The 12528-nt window shown below is 70.2% G+C and carries 13 protein-coding genes; 3 read left to right on the top strand and 10 right to left on the bottom strand.

Translation table 11 applies throughout. The features are described from left to right. Positions 1-169: 169 nt before the first annotated feature. Entirely contained in the window at positions 170-1012 is an 843-nt protein-coding gene (locus GVL05_RS18850; RefSeq protein ID WP_111084701.1) for a helix-turn-helix transcriptional regulator, read from the bottom strand. A 102-nt stretch (positions 1013-1114) separates the two neighbouring features. Here GVL05_RS18850 and GVL05_RS18845 point away from each other — a divergent pair, with 102 nt between their 5' ends. Further along, the gene (locus tag GVL05_RS18845; protein WP_159574139.1) at positions 1115-1855 is read left to right on the top strand and encodes an SDR family oxidoreductase; all 741 of its coding nucleotides are present in this window, start codon (positions 1115-1117) and stop codon (positions 1853-1855) included. Positions 1856-1972: 117 nt separating this feature from the next. Here the strand turns inward: GVL05_RS18845 and GVL05_RS18840 are convergent, their stop codons facing one another. From GVL05_RS18840 to rsmI, 8 genes are all read right to left on the bottom strand, one after another. Beyond that, positions 1973-2401: a hypothetical protein gene (locus GVL05_RS18840; RefSeq protein ID WP_159574138.1), complete on the bottom strand. Its 429-nt coding sequence runs from the start codon at positions 2399-2401 to the stop codon at positions 1973-1975. 52 nt (positions 2402-2453) lie between these two features. After that, complete coding sequence (locus GVL05_RS18835; RefSeq protein WP_159574137.1) at positions 2454-2993, bottom strand: hypothetical protein; 540 nt, start codon at positions 2991-2993, stop codon at positions 2454-2456. 37 nt (positions 2994-3030) lie between these two features. Further along, positions 3031-3564 (bottom strand): type II toxin-antitoxin system VapC family toxin, encoded by a 534-nt coding sequence (locus GVL05_RS18830; protein WP_159574136.1) that lies wholly within the window; start codon positions 3562-3564, stop codon positions 3031-3033. A 2-nt stretch (positions 3565-3566) separates the two neighbouring features. Continuing rightward, positions 3567-3839: a hypothetical protein gene (locus tag GVL05_RS18825; RefSeq protein ID WP_159574135.1), complete on the bottom strand. Its 273-nt coding sequence runs from the start codon at positions 3837-3839 to the stop codon at positions 3567-3569. A 92-nt stretch (positions 3840-3931) separates the two neighbouring features. Then, complete coding sequence (gene rsmA / locus GVL05_RS18820) at positions 3932-4783, bottom strand: 16S rRNA (adenine(1518)-N(6)/adenine(1519)-N(6))-dimethyltransferase RsmA (RefSeq protein WP_159574134.1); 852 nt, start codon at positions 4781-4783, stop codon at positions 3932-3934. After that, positions 4783-5691 carry a TatD family hydrolase gene (locus GVL05_RS18815; RefSeq protein WP_159574133.1) on the bottom strand — a complete coding sequence of 303 codons (909 nt, stop codon included), beginning with the start codon at positions 5689-5691 and terminating at the stop codon, positions 4783-4785. The genes rsmA and GVL05_RS18815 overlap by 1 nt, the downstream gene beginning before the upstream one ends. Beyond that, positions 5688-7265, bottom strand: coding sequence for a methionine--tRNA ligase (metG, locus tag GVL05_RS18810; protein WP_123291816.1), 1578 nt, complete (start codon positions 7263-7265; stop codon positions 5688-5690). The genes GVL05_RS18815 and metG overlap by 4 nt, the downstream gene beginning before the upstream one ends. Positions 7266-7399: 134 nt before the next feature. Further along, positions 7400-8221, bottom strand: coding sequence for a 16S rRNA (cytidine(1402)-2'-O)-methyltransferase (rsmI, locus tag GVL05_RS18805; protein WP_123673757.1), 822 nt, complete (start codon positions 8219-8221; stop codon positions 7400-7402). Between the two features lie 66 nt (positions 8222-8287). On the opposite strand from rsmI, the gene GVL05_RS18800 reads away from it, so the two are divergent. Further along, the gene (locus tag GVL05_RS18800; protein ID WP_159574132.1) at positions 8288-9919 is read left to right on the top strand and encodes a dolichyl-phosphate-mannose--protein mannosyltransferase; all 1632 of its coding nucleotides are present in this window, start codon (positions 8288-8290) and stop codon (positions 9917-9919) included. A gap of 178 nt (positions 9920-10097) precedes the next feature. On the opposite strand, the gene GVL05_RS18795 is transcribed toward GVL05_RS18800, so the two are convergent. Continuing rightward, positions 10098-10760 (bottom strand): TetR/AcrR family transcriptional regulator, encoded by a 663-nt coding sequence (locus GVL05_RS18795; protein ID WP_159574131.1) that lies wholly within the window; start codon positions 10758-10760, stop codon positions 10098-10100. 169 nt (positions 10761-10929) lie between these two features. Between GVL05_RS18795 and GVL05_RS18790 the strand changes: the two genes are divergently transcribed. Continuing rightward, the gene (locus GVL05_RS18790; protein ID WP_123291813.1) at positions 10930-12471 is read left to right on the top strand and encodes an MFS transporter; all 1542 of its coding nucleotides are present in this window, start codon (positions 10930-10932) and stop codon (positions 12469-12471) included. Positions 12472-12528: the final 57 nt, after the last annotated feature.

Here is a 12528-nt window from a genome sequence, read left to right as displayed (position 1 = left end):
GGTCCGGGTCGCACGGTGCGCGCTTGTCCGGCCGGTGCGAGGTTGATCGCTCGGTGGCGGGATGAAGCGCGGCACCGAGCGGTCAACGGCGCACGGGATCATCGGCCTCGCACCGTGCGGGCTCGACCAACCTCGCACGAGCCGAACGGACCCGCACCGTGCGAGGGCGTCAGCCCGCGAAGGCCTGCTGACCGACGACGCCGAGGAGCTCGAGCTTCTGCGCGTCCTCGGACCCTGGGGGTGCGGTGAAGAGCAGCAGCGCCTGGGCTTGGTCGTCGGTGTGCAGGACCTGGCAGTCGACGGTGATCCGGCCGAGCTGCGGCTGCACGATCGTCTTGTTGTCGGACCAGCGACTCGTCACCTCGTGCAGTGCCCAGAGCTCGCGGAACTCGGGGCTGCGGGTCTCGAGCTCGGCGATCAGCTCGGTGGCCCGACGGTCCCCCGGTCCGGCCAGCCCCACCGCAGCCCGCAGCGACGCCACCACGACCCGGGCCAGTCGCTCGTGTTGCTCCGGCGCGTACTTCGCGAGCTCGTCGCCGGTCACGAACCACCGCCACGCCTGGTAGCGCTCGTTGCCGGGCAGGCTGACGGACGACCCGAGCAGCGCCGCCGCGAGCCGGTTCTCGACCAGCGTCTCCCCCAGGTGGCTGACCACGATCGCGGGGGTGTCCTCGAGCCGGTCGAGCACCCGCAGGATCGCGGGGTCGACGTGGTCGGCGCGGTGCAACCGGGTCGGCGCGTTCTGCCCCGCGAGGTGGAACAGGTGGTCGCGTTCGTCGAGGCTGCAGCGGAGCGCCCGGGCGATCGCGGCGATCATCTGCTCCGACGGCTGCGGTCCGCGCTGCTGTTCCAGACGCGTGTAGTAGTCGACCGACATGCCCGCGAGCGCAGCGACTTCTTCGCGCCGGAGACCAGGCGTCCGGCGTCGTGGTCCCTGACCGAGGCCGACGTCCTCAGGGCGCAGCAGTTCGCGGCGACGGCGGAGGAAGTCGGCGAGTGCAGCGCGGTCCATGGTCCCGATTGTCGTCCGGTTCGCGCCGCCGTGCCAGGGATCGCCGATCCCCCGATGACCGAGGTCTGGATGGGTTGCCGACGACAGCGCATGGTGGTGGACATGGACATCACGAACTCCACCGTCTTCATCCCCGGCGCGACCTCCGGCATCGGCCTCGCCCTGGCCCAGCGCCTGCAGGCCGCGGGCAGCACCGTCGTCATCGGCGGGCGTCGCCAGTCGCTCCTCGACTCGCTCGCCGCCGAGCACGGCTTCGGCACCGTGCAGATCGACGTGAGCGACGCCGCATCCATCGAGAAGGCCGCCGCCTCCGTCCTCGAGGCGTACCCGTCGCTCGACGCCCTCGTCACCATGTCGGGGATCATGCGCAACGAGGACCTGCGCTCCCCCGACCACATCCACGACGCGCTCGAGATCATCCAGACCAACCTGGTCGGCACGATCCGCCTCATCGACGCGTTCCTGCCGCACCTGCTGGCGCAGCCCGCCTCGACCATCGTCACGGTCTCGTCCGGCCTCGCGTTCGTCCCGCTCACCGCGACGCCGACGTACAACGCCACCAAGGCCGGCATCCACTCGTACACGCAGTCGCTCCGTCAGCAGCTGCTCGGTACCCCGGTGTCGGTCCTCGAACTCGCTCCCCCGGCGGTGTCGACCGACCTGATGGGCGGAGCGGACTTCGGCGGCATGCCGCTGAACGCCTTCGCCGACGAGGTCATCGGGCTGCTGTCCGCCGGCGATTCGCCCGAGATCCTGGTGCAGAACGTGCTGCCGCTCCGGTTCGCCGAGCGCGACGGCACGCACCAGCAGATCTTCGAGGCGATGGCGTCGCGCGCGCACTGACCCGGGCGACGCCTCGAACGGTGCGAGGTTCCGCGTTCCGTGCGAGGCACTTCGGCTCGCACCGACCACGGAACCTCGCACCACGCGTGGTGTGCCTCGCACGGTGCGAGGAGCGCGTCAGTCGTCAGCGCCGTCGGCCTGCTCACCACGGCGACGGGCGAGCCGATCGAGGGCACGGCTCGCGAGCGGAAGCGCCGAGGCGATCACCGCGCTGTACAACGCCGAGTCGAGGGGCTTGTGGTGCAGACGTGTCACCGCCCAGGCTGCGGTGAACGCGGTCACGGCCAGCGCTCCCTCGGCCACCCGACCCGAACGATCGAGGCGCGGCGGCGGCCGGAAGTCGTCGTCATCGTCATCGTTCGGATCGTCTCGGAAGGCCGAGACCGTGATCCCGAACACGGGAAGCGCAACCCCGAGCAGCGCTCCCGCCCATGCCGCGTCGTTCTGCAGGTTCCGCACGACAGCGGGCACGGCGAAGCACTCGATGACGATCCCGCCGAGCACGGCGACGATCGCGAGCCACTGGGAGACGGTGATGCGACGCACCTGCCGATCGTAGGGGTCCGCGGGTCCTGCGCGCGCTCCCCCGTTCGCGGGCTCAGAGTCCGGCGAGCAGTTGCTGCAGTTCGGCCTTGGCGTCGGGCATCCGCTTGGGGCCGGTGAGCCGTTCCCGCTGCACCGAGATGCGGACCGTGTCGGGCTTGGGACCGTCCTCGGTGTTCAGCAGCACGGATTCGCGGTCGGGGAAGGTCCACCGGGCCGACGGGCGCTTGCCGCCGCGGCGCTCGGACGTCGGCGTGGACCCGAGTGCGGCCGCGAACACCGGCACGATCCGATCGAGCACCGCCTCGCGCTCACCGGGGACCTGCCGTGAGGCCGACACCGCGAAGGTGCCGTCCGTGCGCTGCCCGGGGATGCGGAGCCCACGAGCCTGCTCGTACCCGATGGTGATGCCCTGCGCCCACCACGGCTCGACGCCCTGATCCACGATCCACGACGCGATCGCAGCGTGCCCGATGGTGGCTCCGTCCGCCGTGTCGATCAGCGCGTGCCACTCGTCCGGTGACTTGCCCGTCGCCGCGAGGACGCGGTCCGGCGCCATCCCCTGCGCGTGCGAGCGAACCGTTCCGTCGGTCATGCCGCCATCGTAGGCCGGAGGACACCGCCCTCGCGGATCAGCGCTGGGAACCTGCCCGCAGGCGACGCGCCAGCTGAGCACCCTCGGCGTCGATGATCAGCGGGAGGCGCTCCTTGTCGACGACCCCGAACGCAGGATCGACCGTCACGAAGCCGTCGACTTCCCAATGGAAAGCCGTGGCGACGTGCACAGCACCCGAGGCAGTCAGGCCGAACTCCTCGATCAGCCCCGGGACTCCGTCGCTGACGTCATCGATCCCGACCCAGTGCAGTTGCGTCGACCGCAGCAGGTCTCGCCATGCAGCCACATGGCGACGTGCGACCTGCAGTCCCCTGTGGTGGGCCGATTCGAACAGTTCGAACTCGGTGAACGCGCTGTACAGGATCCGCGTGTCGGCCAGGTCGAGGTGGTCCCAGAACGCTGACGCCCCGCCATGCTGCGGCTCCGCACGGTGCAGCACGCATTCGATGAAACTCGTCTCAACGAGGACAGCATCCGGCCTGCTGGTGCATCCGTCGAACTCCAGTACCCGATGCTCGTCGAACTCATCGGATCCGAGCCGCTCGAACACGGTCAGCCCACCTGGTGGATGCGCGCGATGGGTTCAGCCCGGCAGTCCGGATCGATCGACTCGATCGCGCGCCGTCGGCGCTCGCGGCGTTCTTCGAACGTGCCTTCAGGTCGCGGCGTCCGAGCGAACAGCGCTTGCCGTTCGGCTTCGGTGGAGATCTTCGGCCCCCGCTGCCGACCGGGGTCCGCGCTGAGCAGCGCGCGACGACGCCCCGCTGTGAGCTGTTCCTCGGTCAGGCCGCGGCGGTTCGGTCGGCGTGGTTCGGTCGGCTGCATGGTGTCTCCTTCGTCGATGTGATCAACCGTAGGAGCACCGAACGGACGGTACCAAACATTCCGTATTTCGCCGATCCGAGGCGGGAGACGAGCTACTCCGCAGCAGCCAAGACCGTCCGACCGAGCCGCACGAAGTCGTCGACCCCGATCGCCTCGCCCCGCGCCGTCGGGTCGATGCCCGCCGCCGTCAGGACCTCGGAGGCGTGAGCGCTGCCACCGAGCACACCGGACAGGCTCTGCCGCAGCATCTTCCGACGCTGCTGGAACGCCGCATCGACCAGGGTGAAGACCCGCGACCGCAGCCGCTCGTCCCCCGGGGGCTCGTGCCGGTCGAACGCCACGAGCACGCTGTCGACGTTCGGGACGGGCCAGAAGACCTGTCGGCTGACGAGCCCGGCCGTGCTCCACGAGCCGTACCAGGCGGCCTTGACGCTCGGCGACCCGTAGACCTTGCTGCCCGGGCCCGCCGCGAGGCGGTACCCGACTTCGGCCTGCACCATCACGAGCGACCGCTCGATCGACGGGAAGGTCGCGAGCAGGTGCAGCAGCACGGGCACCGAGATGTTGTAGGGCAGGTTCGCGACCAGGTGGGTCGGCTCGGTGTCGAGGTCCGAAGCGGCGACGGCCATCGCGTCCTGCTGCACGACCGTCAACGTCGCCGCGGGCTGCAGCGCGCTGACCGTCGACGGCAGCTTCGCCGCGAGCCGCTTGTCGATCTCGACGGCGGTGACGGGCGCGCCGGTCTCGGTGAGCCCGAGCGTCAGGGAGCCGAGGCCCGGCCCGATCTCGAGCACGCGGGACGAGGGCGTCACGCCGGCGACCGACACGATGCGTCGGACGGTGTTGGCGTCGTGCACGAAGTTCTGCCCGAGCTTCTTCGTCGGGGTCACGTCGAGTTCGGCGGCGAGCTCCCGGATCTCGGCCGGACCGAGCAGCGCGCCCACTACTCGTCCACCGTCACGGGTTCGGCGTCCCACGCACCGTAGACGAGCTCGGTGTTCGACGCGATCTGTGCGGCGAGCATCGAGGCATCGGTGCCGAGGGTCTCCGCCATCGACCGCAGGGTGATCGGGACCATGTACGGGGCGTTCGGCCGGCCGCGGTACGGCGTCGGGGTCAGGAACGGCGCGTCCGTCTCGACCATGATCAGGTGCCGCGGCGCGATGACGAGGGCCTCGCGGAGCGGTGCCGCGTTCTTGAACGTCACGGTTCCGGCGAACGACATGTACCAACCGCGCTCGGCACAGAGCCGAGCCAGGTCGGGTCCGCCGGAGAAGCAGTGGAACACCGTGCGCTCCGGAGCCCCGACGCGGTCGAGCACCTCGACCACGGCATCGTGCGCGTCGCGGTCGTGGATGGTCAGCGCGAGGCCGTGCTCCTTCGCGATGCGGATGTGCTCTTCGAACGAGCGGATCTGGGCGTCGCGCCCGTCCTCACCGGTGCGGAAGAAGTCGAGCCCGGTCTCACCGATCGCCCGGACACGGGGCAGCGCCGCGAGGGCCTCGATCCCGGCGAGGTGCTCGTCGAGCAGCCCCTGCTCCTGCAACGACGGCGCCTCGTTCGGATGCAGCGCGACGGCTGCGAGCACGCGGGGTTCACGGGCGGCGATCGATGCGGACCACTGCGAAGTGGCAAGGTCGGTGCCGACCTGCACGACACCGCGGACGCCGACGCTCGAGGCACGGCCGAGGTGCTCGCGGTAGTCGAGCGCCCCGTCGCCACCGTCGGCGATCTCCATGTGCGTGTGGTTGTCGTAGACCGGGACCACGAGCGCCTCGGGCAGCGGCGGGTAGGTCAGGTCGCGCTTGGAGCCGTCACCGTCGCCGCGGGAGCGGAGGTGCGCGTCGGTCACGCGGCGCCCTGCTCCGCCTGCTCGATGCGCGGGAAGAGCCCGCTCTCGAGCGCCACGACGTGCGAAGCACCCTGCCACTCGAAGGCACGATCGACTCGCTGCTCGGCGATCGAGCCGCCGGCACCGATCGACGCCCACAGCTTCTCGGTGGCCTTCGGCATCACCGGGGAGAGCAGGACAGCGACGGTGCCGAGCCCACGGAGCGCCGTGGTCAGGACGGTGCCGAGCCGCTCGCGGTTCGCGTCGTCCTTCGCCAGGGCCCACGGCTGCTGCTCGGTGATGTATCCGTTCAGGGCGTCGACGAGCTCCCAGACGGCAGCGATCGCCTCGTGGGGGGCGAACGCGGCGATAGCTGCGTCGGCACGCTCGGTGACCGAGACCGCCAGGGCATCGATCGCTTGGTCCGACTCGGTCAGCGAGCCGCGCGCCGGCACTGCGCCGTCGAAGTACTTCTGCAGCATCGCGACCAGGCGCGACGCCAGGTTGCCGAAGCCGTTCGCGAGCTCGGCCTGGTACCGCGCCGAGATGTCCTCCCAGCTGAAGTTGCCGTCCTGCCCGAAGGTGATGGCGCGGAGGAAGTAGTAGCGGAAGGCGTCGGAGCCGAAGGTGTCGGTGATCTCCGACGGCGCGATGCCGGTCAGCTTCGACTTGGACATCTTCTCGCCGCCGACGAGCAGCCAGCCGTGACCGAAGACGCGCTCGGGCACGGGCAGGCCGGCAGCCATGAGCATCGCGGGCCAGATGACGGCGTGGAAGCGGGCGATGTCCTTGCCGACGATGTGCACGCTCGGCCACAGGCGCTTGAAGGCCTCGTCGTCCTCGGTGCCGTAGCCCAGCGCCGTGACGTAGTTGAGCAGGGCGTCGAACCACACGTACAGGACGTGGTCGCTGTCCCACGGGATCTTGATGCCCCAGTCGAAGCTGGACCGCGAGATCGACAGGTCGCGGAGGCCCTGCTTCACGAACGAGATGATCTCGTTGCGGACGCTCTCCGGCTGGATGAACAGCGGGTTCGACTCGTACAGGTCGAGCAGGCGCTGCTCGAAGTCCGACATGCGGAAGAAGTAGTTGCGCTCGGACAGTACCTCGACCGGGATCGAGTGGATGGCACAGACCTGCTGCCCCTCGTACGCACCGGTGCCGGGGACCAGGTCGCTCGGCTGCTTGTACTCCTCGCAGCCCACGCAGTAGAAGCCCTCGAACTCGCCGGCGTAGATGAAGCCGTCGTCGTAGAGCTTCTGCAGGAACGCCGTCACACCGCGCTCGTGGCGCTCGTCGGTGGTGCGGATGAAGTCGTCGTTGGCCACGTCGACGGTGTCGAGCAGTGGCTTCCACGCCTCGGTCACGAGTCGGTCGGCCCATTCCTGGGGCGTGACCTCGTTCGCCGAGGCGGTGCGCAGGATCTTCTGCCCGTGCTCGTCGGTGCCGGTGAGCAGCCAGGTGTCGTCACCCCGCTGCCGGTGCCAGCGCGCGAGGACGTCCGCGGCGACCTCGGTGTAGGCGTGCCCGATGTGGGGCACGTCGTTCACGTAGAAGATCGGCGTGGTGATGCTGAACGAGGACCCGGCGGACATGCGGACCATCCTACGGGCGCGCGGAACCCGGATGACGCGCGCGGCGGTGGACTGTGGAAAACCGGATCCGGGAGGCCCGTGGCGGGCCCGCCCCGCGCCTCCCGTCCGGCCGACGCGAACGTGACGAGCCCCGCTCAGCGCGCCGCGAGCGCCCCTTCGTACAGGTCCCGCTTCGACAGCCCGGTCGCGTCCGCGACCGCCGCTGCGGCCTCCTTCATGCGCATGCCGGCGGCCACCCGCTCGAGCACGAGGCGGACCCCGTCGTCGAGCGTTGCCTCCTCGGTGGCCTCGGCGGCACCGGCGACGACGATGCAGATCTCGCCCCGGACCCCCGCTGATGCCCACGTGACGAGCTCGTCGAGCGGACCGCGCCTGACCTCTTCGTAGAGCTTCGTGAGCTCGCGGCAGACCGCGGCACGACGGTCGCCCCCGAACCCGACGGCCATGTCGGCGAGCGTCTCGGCCAACCGGTGCGGCGACTCGAAGAAGACCATCGTGCGCTGCTCCCCCGCGAGCGCCTGGAACGCACGGCGACGCTCCCCGCCCTTGCGCGTCGGGAACCCCTCGAACGTGAAGCGGTCCGTCGGCAGTCCGGAGACGGCGAGCGCCATGAGCACCGCCGACGGGCCGGGCAGCGCCGTGACCGTGACGCCCGCGGCGGCCGCTGCCTCGACGAGCGGGAAGCCGGGGTCGCTGATCGCGGGCATACCGGCGTCGGTGAGGACCACGACGTCCTCGTCACGGGCGAGCTCGACGACCTCGGACGCCTTCGCCCGTTCGTTGTGCTCGTGCAGGGCGATGAGCCGCGGACGGTTCTCGATGCCGAGGGCGCGCATGAGGTGGATGGCGGTCCTGGTGTCCTCCGCCGCGACCACCGTGGCGTTGGAGAGGGTCTCGACGAGACGGCGCGAGGCGTCCCCGAGGTTGCCGATGGGGGTTGCTGCGAGGACGATCACGCCACCCATTGTCGTCGCAGCACCGACGCAGCGCGGACATGCGGTCGATCCGTAGGATGCTCAGCGATGACCAGCGAGCTGACCGACGACCGCACGGCCGTGTCCGACGGGCCGGTCGGCTCGCGCCTCGACGACTGGTGGGGGCGGGTGCTCTCCACCGCCCAGCGCGTCGCGGTGTGGCGCTGGGCCGGACCGATCGCGGTGACGCTGCTCGCCGCCGTGCTGCGCCTGGCGAACCTGGGGAACCCGCACTCCCTGGTCTTCGACGAGACCTACTACGTCAAGGACGGCTGGTCGATCGTCCACCTCGGCTACGAGGGCACCTGGCCGGCGAACCCGAGCAGCGACTCCGCCCCGACGACCGACGACCGGTTCTCGAGTGGTGAGACGGACGTCTTCACCAGCGCCGCGGAGTTCATCGCGCACCCGCCGCTCGGCAAGTACCTGATCGGGCTCGGCATGCTCCTGTTCGGGGCGGACAACTCGTTCGGCTGGCGGTTCGCCGTCGCCGTGCTCGGCATCGCGACGGTGTTCCTCACCGCGGTGATCGCCCGGTCGCTGTTCCGCTCCACCCTGGTCGGCACGCTCGCCGGCGGCCTGCTCGCGATCGACGGCCAGGCCATCGTGATGTCCCGCGTCACGCTGCTCGACGGGATCCTGACGTTCTTCGTCGTGCTCGGGTTCGGGGCGCTCCTGCTCGACCGGCGCCGGAGTCAGCGGCGGCTCGACGACTGGGTCGCCGAGCGCGTCGCCGCCGGCCGCGACACCCTGTGGGGGCCCGTGCTCTGGTGGCGTCCGTGGCTGTTCGCGATGGGGCTGACGATGGGGTTGGCCACCGCGACGAAGTGGTCGGGGATGTACTTCCTGGCGTTCTTCGCCGTGTACTCCGTGCTGAGCGACATGATGATGCGCCGCCGTGCCGGGGTCGAGTTCTGGTCGTCGAGCGCGCTGCTGCAGCAGGCCCCTGTGTCGTTCCTGCTCACCGTGCCGATCGCCGCCGTCACCTACGTCGCGTCGTGGACCGGCTGGTTCGTGTCGAAGGACGGCTGGGACCGGAACTGGCTGGCCTCCGGAGGAGAGCGCTGGACCGGATTGCTCCGCTGGGTGCCGGACAGTCTGCAGAACTGGTGGCACTACCAGTCGGAGATCTACAACTTCAACATCGGGCTGCACACGCCGCACTCGTACCAGGCGAACCCGCTGCTCTGGCTCGTGATGCAGCGGCCCACGTCGATGTTCTACGTCGGTACCGATGCCGGCCAGGACGGCTGCTCGGCGAGCCGCTGCGGCGAGGCGATCACCGGCGTCGCGAACCCGTTCATCTGGTACGCGGCGGTCATCGCGACCGTGGCGCTGCTCGTGCTCTGGATCCTGCGCCGACAGTGGCAGTACGGCTTCGTCCTGCTCGGCGTCGCCGCGGGCTACCTGCCGTGGCTGATGTACGTCAACCGGACGGTCTTCCAGTTCTACACGATCGCCTTCGAGCCCTTCATGGTGATGGCACTGGCGGCGGCGATCGGGTTGGTGCTCGGGTCACGGACCGATCCACGGCCCCGACGGACCCGGGCGATCGTGTGGGTCGGCGTGTACCTGGTCGTGGTGGTGCTCGCGTCGGCGTACTGGTACCCGATGTGGACCGCGATCCAGGTGCCGTGGGACTTCATCCGGTCGCACTACTGGCTGCCGAGCTGGCTGTAGCGCGCGTCGGGTGTCGGCCCGGCGCGCTGGTCGCGACCGGCCCGGCGCACTGGTCGCGACCGGCCCGGCGCGTTGGTCGCGACCAGACCGCCGGACGGGAGGCACGGGTCGACTCCGCCACGGGCCTCCCGTCTGGGGTCGGCTGGCACCGGAGCCGCGCGCGGTCCGCGGGGACGCGTCAGGACTGCGCGTGCAGCGCGCGCTCGATCGATTCGCGGTCGAGCGGGTCGCCGACCATGCTCGGCGCGGTCCGGGTCTGCGGCAGGACGCCCTCGATGAGGAGTTCGGCGTACCGGCGCCATGCGTTCGGGTCGTGCTCGCGGGTGGCGTCCGCGACGGCGCCCACCATGGCGGTGAGCATCGGGAGGTCGCGGTAGTCGAAGCCGGCGCGGACCACCCCGGCGGTCTCGGCCCGACCGATGATCGCGGAGACCTGGCGCTCGAGCCGGTCACGCTCCTGCACGATCGACGGACGCGCCTTGCCGGCACGCACGATGGCGTCGGCGAGCGCACGGTCGCGGGCGCGGAACTCGAACACGCCGGTCAGGTAGACCCGCAGGGCCTCGCGCGGGTCGACGACGTCGGCGGCGCGGGCTGCTGCGTCGTTCATCGCCTCGAACTTGGTGGCGAGCAGCGCCTCGATCAGGGAGTCCTTGTCGGCGAAGCGCCGGTACACGGTGCCGACACCGACCCCCGCTTCGTGCGCGATGTCGTTCAGGGTGACCGACAGCCCGCGCTCCGCGAAGCACTTGCGAGCGGTCTGCAGGATCAGCTCGCGGTTGCGTGCCGCATCGGCGCGCAGCGGGCGCTCGAGGTCGGGCGCGGACTCGGTGGTGCTCACGATGCCGAACCTAGTTGAACTTTCTGGGAATAAGTGGATGCGGACCTTCCGTTTCGGTCTACACTGTCGACAAACGGATGCGGTGCATCCGTTTGACACCTCTCCTCTTCGAAACGCCCGACGGTGCGCGCTTCGTGCTCCCCCTCCAACCTTCTCGAAGGAGGCTGCCGTGACGGCAGAACACACCGTGCCGACCCCCACCGGGGCAGCACCCACGACTTCTGGCACCACCCCCGCCAAGAGCAACCACCGCTGGATCGCCCTGGCGGTCATCGCCCTCGCCCAGCTGATGGTCGTGCTCGACGCCACGATCGTGAACATCGCACTCCCCTCGGCCCAGGCCGACCTGGGGTTCGGCACCGACCAGCGCCAGTGGATCGTCACCGCGTACTCGCTGGCGTTCGGTTCACTCCTGCTGCTCGGCGGGCGCCTCGGCGACCTGTTCGGCCGCAAGAACACCTTCATCATCGGCCTGGTCGGCTTCGCGGTCGCGTCGGTGCTCGGCGGCCTCGCCGACTCGTTCGGCCTGCTCGTCGCGGCCCGCGCCCTGCAGGGTGTCTTCGGCGCCCTGCTCGCGCCGTCCGCGCTCGGCATGCTGACCACCACGTTCCGCGACCCGAAGGAGCGCGGTCGTGCGTTCGGCATCTTCGGCTCGATCGCCGGTTCCGGTGCGGCCATCGGCCTGCTCCTGGGCGGCGTGCTCACCGAGTACGCGTCGTGGCGCTGGTGCCTCTACGTCAACGTCGTCTTCGCCGTGCTCGGCGTGATCGGCGCGCTCGTGTTCATGGAGAAGCCGCCGAAGGTCGATCGCCCGCGCATCGACGTCGCCGGCGTCATCACCATCACCGCCGGTCTGGTCGGTGTCGTCTACGGGTTCTCGAACGCCGAGACCAACGGCTGGGACTCCCCCGTCACCATCGCGATGCTCGCCGGTGGCGTCGTCCTGATCGCCGCGTTCGTGTTCATCGAGACCCGTGTGGCGCACCCGCTGCTGCCCCTGCGGGTCGTGCTCGACCGTGACCGCGGCGGGTCGTTCATCGCGATCGGCCTGGTGGCGATCGGCATGTTCGGCATCTTCCTGTTCCTGACCTACTACCTCGAGCAGACCCTCGGGTTCAGCTCGCTGCAGACCGGTCTGGCCTTCCTGCCGATGCCGCTGTCGATCATGATCTCGGCGACGCAGATCGGTGGGCGACTGCTGCCCCGCATCGGCCCGAAGATCCTGATCTTCGCCGGTGGCCTCGTCGCCGCGATCGGCCTGCTCCTGCTGCTGCGCACCGACCTGGACAGCTCCTACGCGGGCACCGTCCTGCCGGCGCTGATCGTCATCGGGCTCGGCATGGGCACGATCTTCTCGTCCGCGATGAACACCGCGACCACAGGCGTGGCCCGAGCCGACGCCGGTGTGGCCTCGGCGACGGTCAACACCATGCAGCAGATCGGTGGCTCGATCGGCACGGCGCTGCTGTCGACGATCTTCGCCGACGTCGTGAAGAACAGCCTGACCGGGCTGTCGGCGGCGCCCACGAAGCTGCAGCAGGCGCAGGCCACGCTCGACGGCTACCACGTGGCGTTCGGCATCTCGGCCGGTGTGCTCGTGCTCGTCGCCCTTGCGGGTGGCCTGCTCATCAACCGGCAGTCGGTGCGGCTCGACCGACTCGCACACGCCGCGTCCACGACGACTGGGAGCATCCCCGCCGCCGCACACTGACGCGTCAGCTCGTCCGAACGGCCCGTCCTGGTTCTGCCGGGGCGGGCCGTTCGTGCG

Source organism: Curtobacterium sp. 18060, assembly GCF_902706105.1.
In the GTDB taxonomy this organism is placed as follows: Bacteria; Actinomycetota; Actinomycetes; order Actinomycetales; family Microbacteriaceae; genus Curtobacterium.
Note: the sequence above shows the minus strand (reverse complement) of the source record. Positions and strands in the feature narration are given on the sequence as shown.